At 66.8% G+C, this 14,469-nt stretch carries 16 protein-coding genes; 5 read left to right on the plus strand and 11 right to left on the minus strand.

What is annotated here, in order from left to right; genetic code table 11:
* Positions 1-283: 283 nt before the first annotated feature.
* The 5 genes from IHQ52_RS21240 to IHQ52_RS21260 all read right to left on the minus strand — a co-directional run bounded on the left by IHQ52_RS21240 (position 284) and on the right by IHQ52_RS21260 (position 4,102).
* Positions 284-1,627, minus strand: coding sequence for a phage portal protein (locus IHQ52_RS21240; protein WP_024497265.1), 1,344 nt, complete (start codon positions 1,625-1,627; stop codon positions 284-286).
* Complete coding sequence (locus tag IHQ52_RS21245) at positions 1,624-3,078, minus strand: terminase large subunit domain-containing protein (RefSeq protein WP_024497264.1); 1,455 nt, start codon at positions 3,076-3,078, stop codon at positions 1,624-1,626. Before IHQ52_RS21245 ends, IHQ52_RS21240 begins: the two co-directional genes overlap by 4 nt.
* Positions 3,079-3,523: 445 nt before the next feature.
* Positions 3,524-3,796 carry a hypothetical protein gene (locus IHQ52_RS21250; protein ID WP_024497263.1) on the minus strand — a complete coding sequence of 91 codons (273 nt, stop codon included), beginning with the start codon at positions 3,794-3,796 and terminating at the stop codon, positions 3,524-3,526.
* Complete coding sequence (locus tag IHQ52_RS21255; RefSeq protein WP_157753379.1) at positions 3,789-3,950, minus strand: hypothetical protein; 162 nt, start codon at positions 3,948-3,950, stop codon at positions 3,789-3,791. Before IHQ52_RS21255 ends, IHQ52_RS21250 begins: the two co-directional genes overlap by 8 nt.
* Positions 3,947-4,102: a hypothetical protein gene (locus tag IHQ52_RS21260; protein WP_157753378.1), complete on the minus strand. Its 156-nt coding sequence runs from the start codon at positions 4,100-4,102 to the stop codon at positions 3,947-3,949. The genes IHQ52_RS21255 and IHQ52_RS21260 overlap by 4 nt, the downstream gene beginning before the upstream one ends.
* A gap of 134 nt (positions 4,103-4,236) precedes the next feature.
* Between IHQ52_RS21260 and IHQ52_RS21265 the strand changes: the two genes are divergently transcribed.
* Positions 4,237-5,402, plus strand: a protein-coding gene (locus IHQ52_RS21265; RefSeq protein ID WP_085948641.1) for an IS3 family transposase whose coding sequence is annotated in 2 segments (ribosomal slippage) — positions 4,237-4,521 and positions 4,524-5,402 — 1,164 coding nt in all. Because the reading frame shifts where the segments join, the coding sequence is not laid out codon by codon here.
* Positions 5,403-5,411: 9 nt separating this feature from the next.
* Here the strand turns inward: IHQ52_RS21265 and IHQ52_RS21270 are convergent.
* The 5 genes from IHQ52_RS21270 to IHQ52_RS21290 all read right to left on the minus strand — a co-directional run bounded on the left by IHQ52_RS21270 (position 5,412) and on the right by IHQ52_RS21290 (position 10,127).
* Complete coding sequence (locus tag IHQ52_RS21270) at positions 5,412-6,935, minus strand: AAA family ATPase (protein ID WP_238063920.1); 1,524 nt, start codon at positions 6,933-6,935, stop codon at positions 5,412-5,414.
* 319 nt (positions 6,936-7,254) lie between these two features.
* Positions 7,255-7,476: a hypothetical protein gene (locus IHQ52_RS21275; protein ID WP_075862724.1), complete on the minus strand. Its 222-nt coding sequence runs from the start codon at positions 7,474-7,476 to the stop codon at positions 7,255-7,257.
* A 124-nt stretch (positions 7,477-7,600) separates the two neighbouring features.
* On the minus strand, positions 7,601-7,963 hold the full coding sequence (locus tag IHQ52_RS21280) for a hypothetical protein (protein WP_024497260.1): 363 nt from the start codon (positions 7,961-7,963) through the stop codon (positions 7,601-7,603).
* On the minus strand, positions 7,960-9,351 hold the full coding sequence (locus IHQ52_RS21285) for a recombinase family protein (RefSeq protein ID WP_024497259.1): 1,392 nt from the start codon (positions 9,349-9,351) through the stop codon (positions 7,960-7,962). The genes IHQ52_RS21280 and IHQ52_RS21285 overlap by 4 nt, the downstream gene beginning before the upstream one ends.
* A 281-nt stretch (positions 9,352-9,632) precedes the next feature.
* Positions 9,633-10,127 (minus strand): NUDIX hydrolase, encoded by a 495-nt coding sequence (locus IHQ52_RS21290; RefSeq protein WP_096274998.1) that lies wholly within the window; start codon positions 10,125-10,127, stop codon positions 9,633-9,635.
* A 129-nt stretch (positions 10,128-10,256) separates the two neighbouring features.
* Between IHQ52_RS21290 and IHQ52_RS21295 the strand changes: the two genes are divergently transcribed.
* From IHQ52_RS21295 to rsgA, 4 genes are read left to right on the plus strand one after another with little or no spacing between them, the layout of a single operon-like run.
* Complete coding sequence (locus IHQ52_RS21295) at positions 10,257-10,487, plus strand: hypothetical protein (protein ID WP_096274999.1); 231 nt, start codon at positions 10,257-10,259, stop codon at positions 10,485-10,487.
* Positions 10,488-10,871: a VOC family protein gene (locus IHQ52_RS21300; protein WP_024497775.1), complete on the plus strand. Its 384-nt coding sequence runs from the start codon at positions 10,488-10,490 to the stop codon at positions 10,869-10,871.
* A 57-nt stretch (positions 10,872-10,928) separates the two neighbouring features.
* Positions 10,929-12,206: a 3-phosphoshikimate 1-carboxyvinyltransferase gene (gene aroA / locus IHQ52_RS21305; RefSeq protein WP_024497774.1), complete on the plus strand. Its 1,278-nt coding sequence runs from the start codon at positions 10,929-10,931 to the stop codon at positions 12,204-12,206.
* Entirely contained in the window at positions 12,203-13,246 is a 1,044-nt protein-coding gene (gene rsgA / locus IHQ52_RS21310; RefSeq protein ID WP_024497773.1) for a ribosome small subunit-dependent GTPase A, read from the plus strand. The genes aroA and rsgA overlap by 4 nt, the downstream gene beginning before the upstream one ends.
* Here the strand turns inward: rsgA and IHQ52_RS21315 are convergent.
* The gene (locus IHQ52_RS21315) at positions 13,200-14,396 is read right to left on the minus strand and encodes a fatty acid desaturase family protein (RefSeq protein WP_024497772.1); all 1,197 of its coding nucleotides are present in this window, start codon (positions 14,394-14,396) and stop codon (positions 13,200-13,202) included. The genes rsgA and IHQ52_RS21315 overlap by 47 nt on opposite strands.
* Between the last annotated feature and the right edge of the window lie 73 nt (positions 14,397-14,469).

The following is a 14,469-nucleotide window of genomic DNA, read 5'->3' on the forward strand; positions in this document are numbered from 1 at the left end:
TCGTCGAGCGCTTCCCGAATCAGGTTGTGCAACAGTCGTTTCGGTGGGTTCGGCGCGGGTATGCCGACGGGTAGCGCCACCGTGCGCAGTTGCGCGGTCAGTACTGCGGCGACGCCGACGTCGGCCAGGGTGGCGGCGCGGTGATCGTTGACGGTCAGCGCGGTGATGGCCAGCTCGACGAACATCTCCTCGGTCAGCTCACCGGCCAGGAGACGGTCGTAGAGCGCCTGGACGGAGTCGCTGGTGGACTGGGCCAGCGTTGCCACCCGCTCGGCGTACGCGTTCACCTCGGAGCCTCGGGCAACAGGCTGGTGACGTCGGCGCCGGCGGAGTCCATAGCCTCAAGCCTTGTGGCGGTGCGGATCTCGACGATGTCGGTGTCGGAGTAGCCCAGCCGCTTGAGCGCGTAGGTCGCCGGCAGGAGACCCGCCTGGTAGAGCTTGGTGACCGCGTCGGCCTCCTGGGCGATCGACCGGGTCGACGGGTCGGCCCACTGCACCGACGCCTGCACCTCAGCCGGATCGACGCCGTCACGCACCGCAACGATCAGCCGCGCCACCTGCTCCCAGGCACGACCGAACAGCGCCTGCTTGGCTTCGGCGCGGGCGGTCAGCGCGGCCTCAGCGGCACGCATGGCGTCAGCGCTGGCCGGGTTCGCCGAGGTGATGCCGACGTAGTGCGCCGGTAGCGCGCTGACGGCCATGATCTGAGTGAGCAGCGCCTCGATGCTCGACGAGTACGCCGTCAGACCGGACGCTTCGAGCTGACCGAACTTCGCCTCGGCCTGCTCGGCGAGCATCATCCTGTTGGTCTCTGGATATGGCGATGTCTCTTCGACGACCGGTACGCCGTCCTCGTCGAGGACCGGGTTGCCCTCGTCGTCAACGACAGGTTCCTCGACGAGTTCGACACCGGTGGCCCAACGGCGGGGGCGGGCGTAGAACTCGGAGCCGACCATCATGTCGGCGAGAATCTTGTTGAGCGCATCGCTGAGCGGGATCAGGTCGGCGATCTCGGAGACCGGGTCGCCGAGGATGCGGTCGGTGTTGGCCAGCCGGACCACCGGCACCACGCCGAGCGGGTTGTCGAGCACCTCGACGGTCTCGAATCCTGCCGTCGTCGCACCGGTGTTGTTGGCACGCAGCCGGGTCACCTTGTCGGCCTCGAAAATCGTTGCCTCGGTAGTGGTGTCAGTAGTCCACCGTTTACAGGCGGCGACGATCTGGCGAGTGCCAGGGTCGACCTTGACCGACATCTGATGCGCCGACTCGATGGACACCTGCGGGCGGCCCTGGGCGTCGGCCCACACCAGGACGTAGGTGGCGCCGAGTAGCAGCGCTTCGCGGTGAGCGACCGGGGCGAGCTGGTCGAGGTCGTTGCGCAGCCAGTCGTCCCAGACGTCGGCGCCGGTGAATCCGGTAACGCGCAACCGTTCGGCGATCGACGTCACCGACAGACGACACAGATTCGATGCGATACGACCGAACCTGTCCCCCAACGCTTTACGGGCCTCCGGGGCGAGAAACGCCAGCGGTTGTTCGCCGGCGTAGTAGCGGTCCAGCACCGCGTAGCGGGCCTGCGGGGCGTCGATGCGTTGCAGTAGATCGGTGTGCAGAGCATTGGTCATGATGGGAAACTCCTTGCCCTCTTGCGAGGTTTGTTGGTGTGAAACGCGGCCCGGTCCAGAGCCACGATTGCCGCGACCGCGGCGTCGATCTTGTTCTTGCTGCCCTTCTTGTCTTTGCTGACCAGGTCGCCCGCCGGCGTCGACTTGGCCACGCAGTTGCCCAGATGCTGGGCCAGACGCTCGTCGGCGTCGTGGGACACAGTCTTGTCGACCACCGCCTGATAGAGGCGATCGGTCGCCGGGGCCATGCGGGCGGCGTTAGCGGTGTTCCATTCCAGGACCCGACGCTGACCGTGCCGGGTGGCCCATGCCTCGATCTCCGAGCGCCACCCCCACGGGTCCGCGGCCAACTCGACCACGTCGTACCGGTCGAAAGCGCGCGCCACCGCGACATCGACCTCACCGCGCGGCACACGCCACCGCGGATCACCGGGGTTCTCCCACATGCCGACGGTGAACAGAAACGGCTTAGGGCCGATCGTGCAGCCAACGAGCGCTGTCGAGTCCCCCGAGGCCGACCCGTCGAACGCCAGCACCACCTTGTCGCGTCGGCCCACCGTGCGTTTCGCGTCGGCCAGCGGCTCCCACGCACCCCACGGCAACCACCTGTCCACCTGCCCCACCCACTGGCCGAGTCGGAGCTGACGAAACACCGGCTCACGCAACGTGCGTCGCGCCGCGGCCATACCGTCCTCGGCGAGAAACAGGCCCATCGCCGGGTTCGCGATGCGCCACGCCTCGCGGTCGTCGATGTCGCACCCCTCCGGCGCCGCGAACTCTCGCAGATAGAACGCCGGGTCGTCGTTGGTGCGACCGTGCTGCACCAACCGCCACATCACCGACTCGATACTGGTCGCCGGCGTCGAGATGGCCAGCGTCGTCGACACCGGCCGCTTGCCGACCATCGAGGTGACCGCCTCCCACACTTCCTCAGTCACCACATGCAACTCGTCGACGATCAACAGCGTCGGGTCCCAACCATGCAGCGCAGCCGGATCGGCCGGCAACGGCTGCAACAGGCCTCCGTTGTGCGGGGTCTGGAGCTTGTCGGCGTAAATGTGACAACGCTCTGAGAGCGCCGGACTCATCTCCACCATGCGGCGTGCCACCCGCAACGTGATGTTGGCCTGACGCTGATCTGAGGCCACCACAAGCACCTCGGGAGACTCACCACCGACGAACAGCTCGGCGACACCCACCATCGCGGCCAAGCCGGTCTTACCGTTGGCGCGGGCGATGCTCACCAACGCCTGACGGATACCGTCAGCGAACGCGCCGTCGATGATCTCGCGCTGAAAGTCCGGCAGGCGCACCGGCTCACCGGCACCCACACCCTTGGGGATCACCAGGAACTCCTCAATGAACCGAGCGATGCGGGCCGCCCGCTCCGCCGGGTAGTCGCTCAGATCGAGCGGGTCCACCGTGATCTGCTGCTTGACGCCGGCCTTCATGCCGCACCACCCGCCATTGGGTACCCCCCGGGGGTGTGAGAGCGACATCCCGACTCCCCCCGTCGGCTCCCACCCCCCGGCGCAGGGGGCACCCCCCTGGGGTCTGAGCGGGCCGCTGACGGCCTCGCGGGGCCTCTGCGGGAGTTGCATCGGCGGCACACGACGTCGATGTCACAGAGCCGTACAGGCTTGCCGGCATCGTGGCGGCGCCATGCCTCGGGCGAATGGTCGGCGGTCAAGTCGTCGCGCGTACCGCAGTCGGAACAGAACGGTTGCAGACGTCGGGCTCGCTTGGAGAGCCGGTCCCACGCCGTCGAATAGCCCGCGCGCCGCGACGGACGGGATTCGGGCGTACGGGTGACCGCGCGGTGGCTGACGGTGTGCTCGGCGCAGCGGGTGTCCTCGGCGGGTTCGCCGCACTCGACGCACGGCCGCATGAGGCCCATCACTGGGCGCCGTCCTCGTCGGCGAGCGCCATGAGGCGCAACCACGCCGGAAGCTCCACCGGCACCTTGTGGAAGCGGCGGCAGTCGTCGGCAAAGGCGATGGTGATGGAGCAGCCTGCGAGCCACATGTCGATGCGTTCGACGTCGGTCAGGCTCTTCATGTAGGCGAATGCGTCGAGGCGTCGGCCTTCGCCGACGAGGGCACACAACGCGAGGTAGTGGTTGATCGAGTCGCGGTGGTCGAGGTCGTCGAGGTTGGTCGGCTCAGTCATCGGTCATCCCCTTGATGGCGTGGTTGTAGTGGTCGAGTACCGCAGTGAGGTAGGCGAGTTGGGCGTCGTTGAGTCGGTCGTGGTTGATGCGCGCGGCCAGGCCGTAGAGCCGGGACACCAGGCGTCGGCGGGTGCGGGGCCGTGACTCGGTCATGAGCTGCCCCTCTCGCAGCGCCGGGTGTACTCCGACTCCGACTCGGTGATGTGGTCGAGGCGGTCGCGAGTTTCGGGTGCGAGGTCGTCACGCTCGTCACGGAGGTAGATGACTGCGGTGAGGCCGTAGGGCAGGCGACGGGTCTCGATCACGATGCACACCCCCCGCACGTATCGACGAGGTCGGAGGGCAACGAAATGCCACAGACCGAACAAGGGGGCTGGTGCACGAGTAGGTGACATCTGATCTGGCTTGCCCTGCCGGGCGGCCTGGAAGGATGCCAGCTGTGCCCAAGCCCTATCCCCAGGAGTTCCGCGACGACGTTGTCCGCGTCGCCCAGAACCGTGAAGACGGTGTGACTCTCGAACAGATCGCTGCCGACTTCGGTATCCACCCGATGACCCTGAACAAGTGGATCCGCAAGGCCGACGTGGAGGCCGGGATCAAGCCCGGCACCACGTCGGCCGAATCGCGTGAGCTGCGCGAGGCCAAGCGGCGTGTGCGCCTGCTTGAACAGGAGAACGAGGTCTTACGCCGGGCGGCGGCGTACCTGTCCCAAGCGAATCTGCCGGGAAAAGGTGGTACCCGCTCGTGAGTGAGCTGGCCGCTGACGGCATCCCCGTCACGGTGGCGTGTCGGGTACTCAAGATCGCTCGCCAGCCCTACTACCGGTGGCGCAAGAACCCGATCACCGACGCCGAGCTCGCCGAGGCGTACCGGGCCAACGCCCTGTTCGACGCCCACCGCGAAGACCCGGAGTTCGGCTACCGCTACCTCGCCGACGAGGCCGAAGCCGCAGGCGAGAAGATGTGCCGGCGGACGGCGTGGCGGATCTGCTCCGCCGGCGGCTGGACCAGCACCATCAGCAAGAGAGGCCGCGGCAAGCACCGCAAGGCCGGCCCGCCTGTACACGACGATCTCGTCAAGAGAGACTTCACCGCGCCCGGCCCCAACGAGCTGTGGCTGACCGACATCACCGAGCACTGGACGGCCGAGGGCAAGCTGTACCTGTGCGCGATCAAGGACGTCTACTCGGGCCGGATCGTCGGGTACTCGATCGACTCGAGAATGAAGTCCCGCCTGGCCGTGGCCGCCCTGAACAGCGCTGTCGCCAGGCGAGGGGACGTGGCCGGCTGCGTTCTGCACAGCGATAGAGGGTCTCAATTTCGTTCGAAGAAGATGCAGAAGGCCATCACCCGGCACGGCATGCTCGGGTCGATGGGCAGGGTCGGTGCGTGTGGTGACAACGCGGCGATGGAGAGCTTCTTCTCGCTGCTACAGAACAACGTCCTCGACCGTCGATCCTGGGCCACCAGAGACGAGCTCCGGGCCGCCATCGTGCACTGGATCGAACGGACCTACCACCGCCGCAGACGACAGGACCGCCTCGGCAGATTGACCCCCATTGAATTCGAGACCATCATCAACCACGAGGCCCCTCAGGCCGCGTGACTAACCCTGTCACCTATCCGTGCACCAGGCCCAAGTGCCTAAAAGGGTGGTGTTGTATCCGTTGTATGTGTTGAAAGTGGAGGGGTTCTGAGGCTCCGAATTCAACAATTCAACAGATACAACACCCCTATAGGTGCCCCTCTTCGGTTTCGTCAGTCGTCCCGACTCGTAGAGGCGGCTCAGGATCACCCCGGCGTGCTTGTTGTCCACGCCGAACTCCGCTGCCACCTCAGCTGGCGTTGTGGCGCCGCGCCCGTTGACGTACTCGAGCACGTCGATGCTTAGATCGCCGAGCCGCTGACGGTCCTTCCGCGTCTCGCCTTGGCTTTCGGCGGCTTCGATGCTGTCGCCGTCTAAGCGCCAACGCCCGTCCTCGGTCACCAACGCCACTTCGCGTTCGACGATGTCGCGCCCGGTCACTGCGAGGGTGGCCTCGTTGCTCTTGCGTGGTCGTTGCAGCACCAGGACGAAGTCGGCGGCACCGGCGATGCCTTGCGTACCGCTGACGCTGTCGACGAAGTCCTCACCGCTACTCTTGCGGGTGTGGTGGACGGCCAACAAGCACGCGCCCGGCACGACGTCGACAAGCGCCTTGAGCTCTGAGCCCGTCTGGTAGTCCGCCAGGTAGGCATCCTCACCCGAACGACGCTGTTTGCGCGCCTTGCCGAGGGTGTCGAGGATGACCAGTGGCTCGTCACCGCGGTGTTGATCGAGCCACGCTGCGATCGTGGGGATCACCTGACCGGGCACCACACTGGTCAGGATGTCGAGTGCCTTCGGTAGCGGGTCGGTGCCGTTGATCGCACGCAGTCGGTATTGCAGGCGCCTGTGCCCGTCCTCCAGCGCGAGGTACAGGACCGGCCGCTGCTCGACCTCGATGGTGCCGAGCGCACGACCACCGGACGCACACGCGAGCGCGATATTGCCCATCAGCCACGACTTGCCGGCCTTCGGTGGGCCGACAATGAGTCCCGATCCTTCGGTGATGATGCCGGGTACGTGCTCGACGAGGTCGGCGAAGGTCTTGCAGTCCAGCTCGGCGGCAGAGATCAAGCCCGCCAACAGGTCTGGGCCTTCCTCGACCGGCACCAGCTCGGCTACGGTGTGACCGCTTTGGATATGGTCGGTGAAGTCTTTGCCTTCGGCGGCCTGGACGATGACCACAGACGTCGCGATGGGCTCGAGGAGATCACCGACGCGGCGGGCGTGTTCGAGGCCCTTCTCGTCGCGATCAGCCACCACCACGACGGGTCGATGCTTGAGCGGTGACCAGTCGTAGCGTTCTGGCCGAGTGCTCGCGCCCTGCCGCGGCGAGACGGCCACGACCCCGTCGAGGTCCATTGCGGTGTTGGCGTCCTTTTCACCTTCAACCACGTAGACCGTTTGCGCGTGATCCTCGGGTAGATACTCGACACGGTAGAGCGACCGGTCTGCCTTGTTGCCACTCTGCGAGAAGCGTTTTCCCGATCGACGATGCACCACCGCACCGCCGGCATAGCGGTACTCGACATCGTCGTCGTAGAGGTCGTGCATATTCATTCCGAGAGCCTCGACAACCTCGGCGCGGGCACACCCGGCGAAGCAGTGGATTACCGCCCGGTCACCGGCCCGTCCGACCGACACCCTCAGCGAGGGGTTGCGGTCGTCGTGAGCGGGGCATTGCGCCATTGCATCGTTTCGACCGCGGTCCTCGACCCTGCTGCCGTTGGCTCGAAGAGCATCGATGACACGCTCGTATGCGCTGCTCATTCGCCACCACCGCCGATAGACTGTGTGGTGTCGGCTTGCTTGGTGGCGACTGACTTGGAGAGGTCCTCGTGTGGCGCGGGGGCCTCTTCGCTGTTCGGGGGCCTCAAGCTGCACCGCCGCCCTGACGCGCGGGCCGGAGCAACTCCGCAAGGCGGGTGCGTTGCTCATCGGTCAGCGGTGGCGCTTCGGCCAGAACCTTTCCGACGTAGCTTTCGATGTTGGCGAGCTTGAGATCACGCCGAGCATCGATCAGTGCGGGGTCGTCAGGTCGCTTGACGCGTGAGAGCGCGGCGACACGCGCTCGATGATGGGTCGGGGAAGACAACAGAAGCCTCCGAGCATGGGTTATTCACCCTCTGCTGGGAGGCTTTCTGACGATCCGCGGATTCCGATAGCACGAGGGCCTTGAATCCATATCCGCGTGGAACGCTTGCTAGAAACAGTAGCAGTTACTTGCCACGGAAGCGCAGCGCAGCGGCAAGTTCGGCGAGTCGCAGCTCGACGACACCACGCTTAGTCAGCTCGGCGAGGCAGTCCCACAACGGCAGGTTGTCGCGGACCACCACGCGCGTGTGGCACTGCTGGCACGACAGGCGATAGCGCCGAGCGAACACCTGCTCGGCGGGTGCTCCGATCGTGGTCGAGGGCCGACCAGACTCGTCGAGTACCTGCACCATCCTGACCAGATCGCGGCGATACCCGGCGAGCGGATGCTCGAGAGTCCAGCCGCGACCGAGCGCGTCGTGATGCACGAACCGCGCGACGTCCTCGCGCTCGTGTTGGGAGTCGCAGTAGAGCGAGATGCTTGTCATTTCCACACCACCTGTATCCGTTTGGGATCGAATCTGACGCCGTCGGTTCCCCTGTGCCCCTTACCCACCGGGGCGATGACCACCTCGGCCAGCACACCCAGGATCGCACGCAGCCGATCAGGGCTCAGCGACTCGACCGCGGCCACGACGTCGTCGGTGCCCAACGGCAGCCCGTCGAACACGCGCACCTTCTCGGCGTCGTGCGCCTGCACCTCGAGGGATCGTATCTGCTCGGTGATCCGGTCGGTGGCGCGCTTGGCCTGGGCGCCGGTCAGCAGTCCGTCGGCACGCTCGTCGGCGATGTCATCCAGCCGTGCGAGCAGAGTTGCCCGCTGGGTGCGCAGCATCTCGACGTCGGCCTCGTCCTGCTCGGCTTCGAGCAGCGCCACCGCATCGGGCATCGCCAGCCGACCGGCGATGAGTTCGTATACGAATGGCTCGATGTACTCGGCGCGGATCGACACGCCGTGGCATTGCTTGCAGCCGTAGACGATTGCCTTGTCGAGCGTTTGCTTACCGGCCATCTGATCGCCGCCGCACTTGCCGCACGTGAGCATCCCGGTCAGCAGGTGCCGACGCACACTCTTACGGCCAGGGCCGCGGCCAGGAGCTGTGAGGATCGTCTGTGCCGCTCGCCAGGTGTCCTCGGCGACCAGACCGGGCCACGTGCCAGGGCCGACGATCTCCCCACGGTGAGCGCGCAGGCCGGCGTTACGCGGGTTGCGCAGGAACAGGCTCATCGTCGTCGGCGTCCACGGCTTGCCGGTCAAACCGTAGAGTCCTGCCGAGTTCCACTGGCGCACAATGTCACTGATCGAACCACCGGCGAGGATCGACGCGTACGCCCGGGCGACCAGCGGCGCGGTCGTCGGGTCCGGCTGGTGGGTGTCGTCGAGGTAGCCGAACGCGCGGCGCCACTTCGGTTTCCCGAGCTTCGCCATCTGAGAGAACGCGCGGCGTTGCCGCTCGGACTTGTGCTCGACCTCGGCGGCTGACACCGATCCGAGGATTGAGGCCATCATGCGGCCGGACGAGGTCGACAGGTCGAGGTCGCCCGCGGTGACCGTGCGGATCGCGACGCCGTCGGCCACGTCGAGCAGGCGCACCAGATCAGACAGCTTGCGATACAGCCGGTCGGGGTGCCAGCACACCACCGCGTTGACCTCGTCGCGCTTGATCGCGTCGAGCAGTGCCTCGAATCCGGGGCGCGTCTTGCCGCTGTAGGCCGACAGGTCGTTGTCGTCGTAGGTGGCGGCTACCGTCCACCCCAGGCGCTCGGCCAGTGCGCGGCAGTCCTCCAGCTGGCGCTCGACACCGAGCCGTTCGCCCGTGCGGTCCAGGGATATTCGGACGTAGATCGCGGCTTTGCGCGTCGGGCTGATCGGCATACCCTAGAGTGTACTTCGCGTAGTCGCATACACCATCGCATCAAGACCTTCGGGAGGTGGCGCGACCACCAGGACGACTACCTCGCCGTATTGTTCGAAGCACCCACCGGCCACACATATCTGGGCAACGCGTTCACCGGACGTGACCTCTTCGGTGCCCTGACGCCCCGGAAACCACCCGATCACCCGGCCCGGCAACGACTCGCAGACGAGCGGGCCGCCCGCACCACAACTCATCGTCGACAACTCGACGAGTGGGACACAGCCAACCCGCCGCCCTTCTAAAAGGGGACAGGCGGGAGTGCCTCGAGCAACCGGTCGACGAACGCCGCCTGCGCCGGGTTGAGTTTCTTCCGTGCGGTCTCCGGGTCGAACCACTCGGCGCGGTCGATCTCGGGGAACGACTGCATCCGCCCCGACCGCGGGGGCCAGGCCATCTCGAAGGTGTTGCTGATGACCGTCGACACGTCGAGATCACCTTCGACGGCGAACCCGATCACGATCTTCCCGCTCTTGAGTTTCACCTCGCCGAGTTCGATGTGCGGGCCGTCGGGCACCGGGGTGCCGACCTCCTCGAGGTACTCGCGTCGGGCTGCCTCCCATTCCGGTTCGTCCGGGTCGATCAAGCCCTTGGGGATGGACCACGATCCCTCGTCGGGCTTGCGGGCCCAGATCGGACCGCCGGGATAGGCGAGGAGCACCTCGACGCCCTGATCGGAGTCGGTCCGGCGGAACAGCAGGATTCCTGCGCTGCGGCGAGTGGTGGAAGCGGTCACCCACACATCATCGCGGAAACGCGTCAGATGTCGTCGAACGTCTCGGCGGGCGGCACGATCGGCGACATCTGCCGACGCATCGCTCGCTCCGAGCATCCTGGGCCGTCGAATGGGCATATCGTTGTGGACATGGCCTCCAGACTCGACCCCGAGGAATCGGGCCCCGACGAACACATCGTCGATCCCGACGTCCCGCATGAATGGCCCCACGCCTCGGCCTTCGCCTTCGGTGATTCGACGCCGATCGGCGAGACCGATCGCCTGGCCCGTGAACGCGCCGCGTACGAGGCGGCCGGTCACGCCGATTACAACCGGGGCCACGCGGTGGGCGGGTCCGACGGAAGCACCGAGGGGCAGTAGATGGAGGTCTTGTCCAGCCGAGTACTCCTGCTCTCGGCAGATCCCGAACGACTGCAGGCCTTCTACCGTGACCAGCTGGGTCTCCCGATCCACCGCGAGTATACCGGCGGAATCGTGTTCTTCGCCGGCAACGGACTCATCGAGATCTCGTCGCACATGAAGACCGATGCACCCGACCCGTCGAGCAACGCGGCGCTCTGGTTGCAGGTCCGCGACGCCGAGGCCACCGAGAAGCAGTTCCGCGACTGCGGGGTGAGCGTCACACGCGAGCCGCGAACCGAACCTTGGGGCCTCATCGAGATGCATGCCGAGGACCCCGACGGACGCCGGATCATCGTCGTGGAGATCCCCGCCGATCACCCGTTGCGCAAGGACACCCGCTAGTCGGACGGCCTCGGCGGTGGTGAAACCGGCAGGACCGGGCATGACAAACTGGTTCGCATGAGTACCTGGAACGCGCCCACCTGCGCGAGCGGCCCGAACGCCGGTCTGAATGCCACCGTCGAGCTGCCCGGTTCCAAGTCCATCACCAATCGCGCGCTCGTCCTGGCCGCGCTCGCCGACGGCCCGTCGACCGTCCGTGGAACCCTCCGCAGCCGCGACACCAACCTCATGCTGGATGCTCTGGCAGCGCTCGGGGTGCAGGTGCGTGTCGATCCCGCTGCCGAGACCACCGTCTCCCTCTCCCCCGGGCCGCTACACGCAGCCGACATCGACTGCGGCCTCGCCGGAACGGTCATGCGGTTCCTGCCGCCGCTGGGTGCGCTGGCCACCGGGCGGGTCCGCTTCGACGGCGACCCGCAGGCCCGCGTCCGCCCCCAGACCACGATCCTCGACGCCCTGCGCGGTCTCGGCGTCGCGATCGAGGGTGACCGCCTGCCCTTCACCATCGACGGCACCGGCCGGGTGCGGGGTGGCGAGGTCACCATCGACGCGTCCGGGTCGTCGCAGTTCGTGTCGGGTCTGTTGCTGTCGGCCGCCCGGTTCGACGAGGGACTGGTCATCCGCCACGTCGGGCCGCCCGTCCCGTCGACACCGCACATCGACATGACGGTCGACATGCTGGCGACCGCGGGCGTCGAGGTCGACACCTCCGAAGCCGATGTCTGGCGCGTGTCCCCCGGTGCGATCCGGGCCGTCGACTGGACCGTCGAACCCGACCTCTCGAACGCCGCGGCGTTCCTGGCCGCGGCCGCGGTCACCGGCGGCACCGTCCGCGTCCCGTACTGGCCGGCGGTCACCACGCAGCCCGGTGCACGTATCGCCGACGTGCTGGCCGCGATGGGCTGCACCGTCGAGCACCTCGACGGCACTCTGACCGTCCGCGGGCCCGCCGTGCTGAAGGCGGTGAACCTCGACCTGCGCGACATCGGCGAACTGACCCCGACCATCGCCGCCCTGTGTGCCGTCGCCGACGGCGAATCCGAGCTGAGCGGCATCGCCCATCTGCGCGGCCACGAGACCAACCGGTTGGCCGCCCTCACCACCGAGATCACCCGGCTCGGCGGGATCTGCGCCGAGACCGAGGACGGGCTCCGGATCACCGGGACGACGCTGCACGGCGGGACCTGGGAGTCCTACGCCGACCACCGCATGGCCACCGCCGGCGCGATCGTCGGACTCGTCACGCCCGATGTCGTGGTCGACGACATCGAGACGACGAGCAAGACCCTGCCCGACTTCCCCGGTATGTGGCAGCAGATGATCGGTCGCCTTTGAGCCGCCGCGCGGCGAGTTACGACGAATCCGATGTCCGGGTTCGTCCGGGAAAAGGCACGCGTCCGCGCACCAAACAACGTCCGTCCCACGACGATGCCGAACAGGGCATGGTCGTGTCGGTGGATCGCGGCCGGTGGGGTGTCGTCCTCGGCGGCGATCCGGACCGTCGCGTCGTGACGATGCGGGCCCGAGAGCTCGGCCGGACTCCGATCGTCGTCGGCGACGACGTGTCGGTGGTCGGCGACCTCTCCGGGAAGCCGGACACCCTGGCGCGGATCGTGCGTGTCGCCGAGCGCCGAAGTGTGTTGCGGCGCACCGCAGACGACTCCGACCCGTATGAGCGGATCGTGGTGGCCAACGCCGATCAGTTGTTGATCGTCACCGCGATGGCCGACCCGCCGCCGCGCACGGGGTTCGTCGAACGAGCACTGGCGGCGGCCTACGTCGGCGGTCTGTCCCCCATCCTGTGCCTGACCAAATCCGACCTCGCCGATCCGATCGAGTTCACCGCCGCCTTCGCCGACCTCGACCTACCCGTCATCCGCGCCGGACGCGACGACCCCATCGACGACATCCTCGACGCGCTGCGCGGGCACATCACCGCCTTCATCGGACACTCCGGCGTCGGAAAATCGACACTCGTGAATCGCCTTGTCCCCGACGCATATCGAGCGACGGGGGTGGTCTCCGGTGTCGGCAAGGGACGCCACACCTCGACCCAGTCGGTGGCGCTTCCGCTACCCGGGACTGGCATCCCGCGCAGCTGGGTCGTCGACACCCCCGGCATCCGGTCCTTCGGACTCGCCCATGTCGGTCCCGACGACATCATCGCAGCGTTCGACGATCTCCGCGACGCCATCGAGGAATGCCCCAGGGGCTGTACGCATCTCGGCCCGCCGGCAGATCCCGAATGCCGGCTCGACGACCTCGGGGGTCACTCCTACCGGCGCGGCATGGCCGTCCGGCACCTACTGGCGGCCGTCAGCGGAACGCTCAGCGACGACGACGCCGTTCCCGCAGCTGACGAATCGCCGTCTTGAGCCCGGTCGACCTCGGCATCCCGGCAAAACGCTTCTCCGACGCGGTTTCCGGGGCATCGTCGGCGGTCGCGCGCAGGAACGAGTCCGGCACGGCCAGTTTGTTGATGGTGCGCAGCGTCTGCAAGTACTGCACCACGATCGAACCCGTCGTGTAGGGCAGGTCGTACTTGTCGCACAGCGCACGGACCCGAACCGCGATCTCGGCATACCGATTGCTGGGCAGATCGGGATACAGGTGGTGTTCGATCTGATAGCAGAGGTTGCCGCTGAAGAACGCCATCGCGGGTCCGGCGTCGAAGTTGGCCGTGCCGAGCATCTGCCTCAGGTACCACTGGCCCTGGGTCTCGTTGTCGAGGGTGTCTGCGGTGAACTTCTCTGCACCGTCCGGGAAGTGGCCGCAGAAGATCACCACATAGGCCCAGACATTGCGGATGAGGTTCGCGGTGAGATTGGCGGTCAGCGTGTGTTTGAAATTCGGTCCGGACAACACCGGGAACAGCACGTAGTCCTTGGCGACCTGCTTGCCCACCTTGCGCGCGAACAGCTTGAGCTGCGGGATCGCGATCTCCTTGGGCTTGTCGCCGGAGATGACGTCCTTGAGGTCGAGATCGTGCAGACCGATCCCCCACTCGAACAGCGCCGCGAGCACGATGTTGGTGAACGGCTGGAAGATCTGTTTGGGCTGCCACGGCTCGTCGCGGGTGACGCGCAGCGTCTTGTAGCCGACGTCGTGATCCATGCCGAGGACGTTGGTGTACTTGTGATGGATGTAGTTGTGGGAGTGCTTCCAGTGTGGCGAGGCGCACACCATGTCCCATTCCCAGGTGGTCGAGTGGACCTCCGGGTCGTTCATCCAGTCCCACTGCCCGTGCATCACGTTGTGCCCGAGCTCCATGTTCTCGATGATCTTCGAGAGCGCGAGAGCCCCGGACCCGAGGAGCCACAGCGGCCGCGATCGACTGCCGAGCAGAGCTGCGCGGCCGGCGACCTCGAGGGCGCGGTGCGCCAGGATCGTGCGGCGCAGGTACTTGACGTCGCGAATCCCCCGGTCCGCCTCGATCTCACGACGGAGGGCGTCGAGTTCGGCACCCAGCGCCTCCACATCGGCGTCCGTCAGATGTGCGTACTCGTTGATGTCAGTGATCGCCATTGGGTCCCATTATGCCGACGTTGTCGAATCGATGCATGGACGCAGCCGGGCGGGCGTCCGACGCGCCCGCCGA

Origin of the sequence: Gordonia amicalis (assembly GCF_022059885.1) — a bacterium.
Lineage (GTDB): Bacteria > Actinomycetota > Actinomycetes > Mycobacteriales > Mycobacteriaceae > Gordonia > Gordonia amicalis.

What these genes read in the sequence shown, in the direction of transcription:
- IHQ52_RS21240 (WP_024497265.1), bottom strand. Translation starts at nt 1,627, where the DNA reads ATGACCAATGCTCTGCACACCGATCTACTGCAACGCATCGACGCCCCG.
- IHQ52_RS21245 (WP_024497264.1), bottom strand. Translation starts at nt 3,078, where the DNA reads ATGAAGGCCGGCGTCAAGCAGCAGATCACGGTGGACCCGCTCGATCTG.
- IHQ52_RS21250 (WP_024497263.1), bottom strand. Translation starts at nt 3,796, where the DNA reads ATGACTGAGCCGACCAACCTCGACGACCTCGACCACCGCGACTCGATC.
- IHQ52_RS21255 (WP_157753379.1), bottom strand. Translation starts at nt 3,950, where the DNA reads ATGACCGAGTCACGGCCCCGCACCCGCCGACGCCTGGTGTCCCGGCTC.
- IHQ52_RS21270 (WP_238063920.1), bottom strand. Translation starts at nt 6,935, where the DNA reads ATGCACGACCTCTACGACGACGATGTCGAGTACCGCTATGCCGGCGGT.
- IHQ52_RS21280 (WP_024497260.1), bottom strand. Translation starts at nt 7,963, where the DNA reads ATGACAAGCATCTCGCTCTACTGCGACTCCCAACACGAGCGCGAGGAC.
- IHQ52_RS21285 (WP_024497259.1), bottom strand. Translation starts at nt 9,351, where the DNA reads ATGCCGATCAGCCCGACGCGCAAAGCCGCGATCTACGTCCGAATATCC.
- IHQ52_RS21295 (WP_096274999.1), top strand. Translation starts at nt 10,257, where the DNA reads ATGGCCTCCAGACTCGACCCCGAGGAATCGGGCCCCGACGAACACATC.
- IHQ52_RS21300 (WP_024497775.1), top strand. Translation starts at nt 10,488, where the DNA reads ATGGAGGTCTTGTCCAGCCGAGTACTCCTGCTCTCGGCAGATCCCGAA.
- aroA (WP_024497774.1), top strand. Translation starts at nt 10,929, where the DNA reads ATGAGTACCTGGAACGCGCCCACCTGCGCGAGCGGCCCGAACGCCGGT.
- IHQ52_RS21315 (WP_024497772.1), bottom strand. Translation starts at nt 14,396, where the DNA reads ATGGCGATCACTGACATCAACGAGTACGCACATCTGACGGACGCCGAT.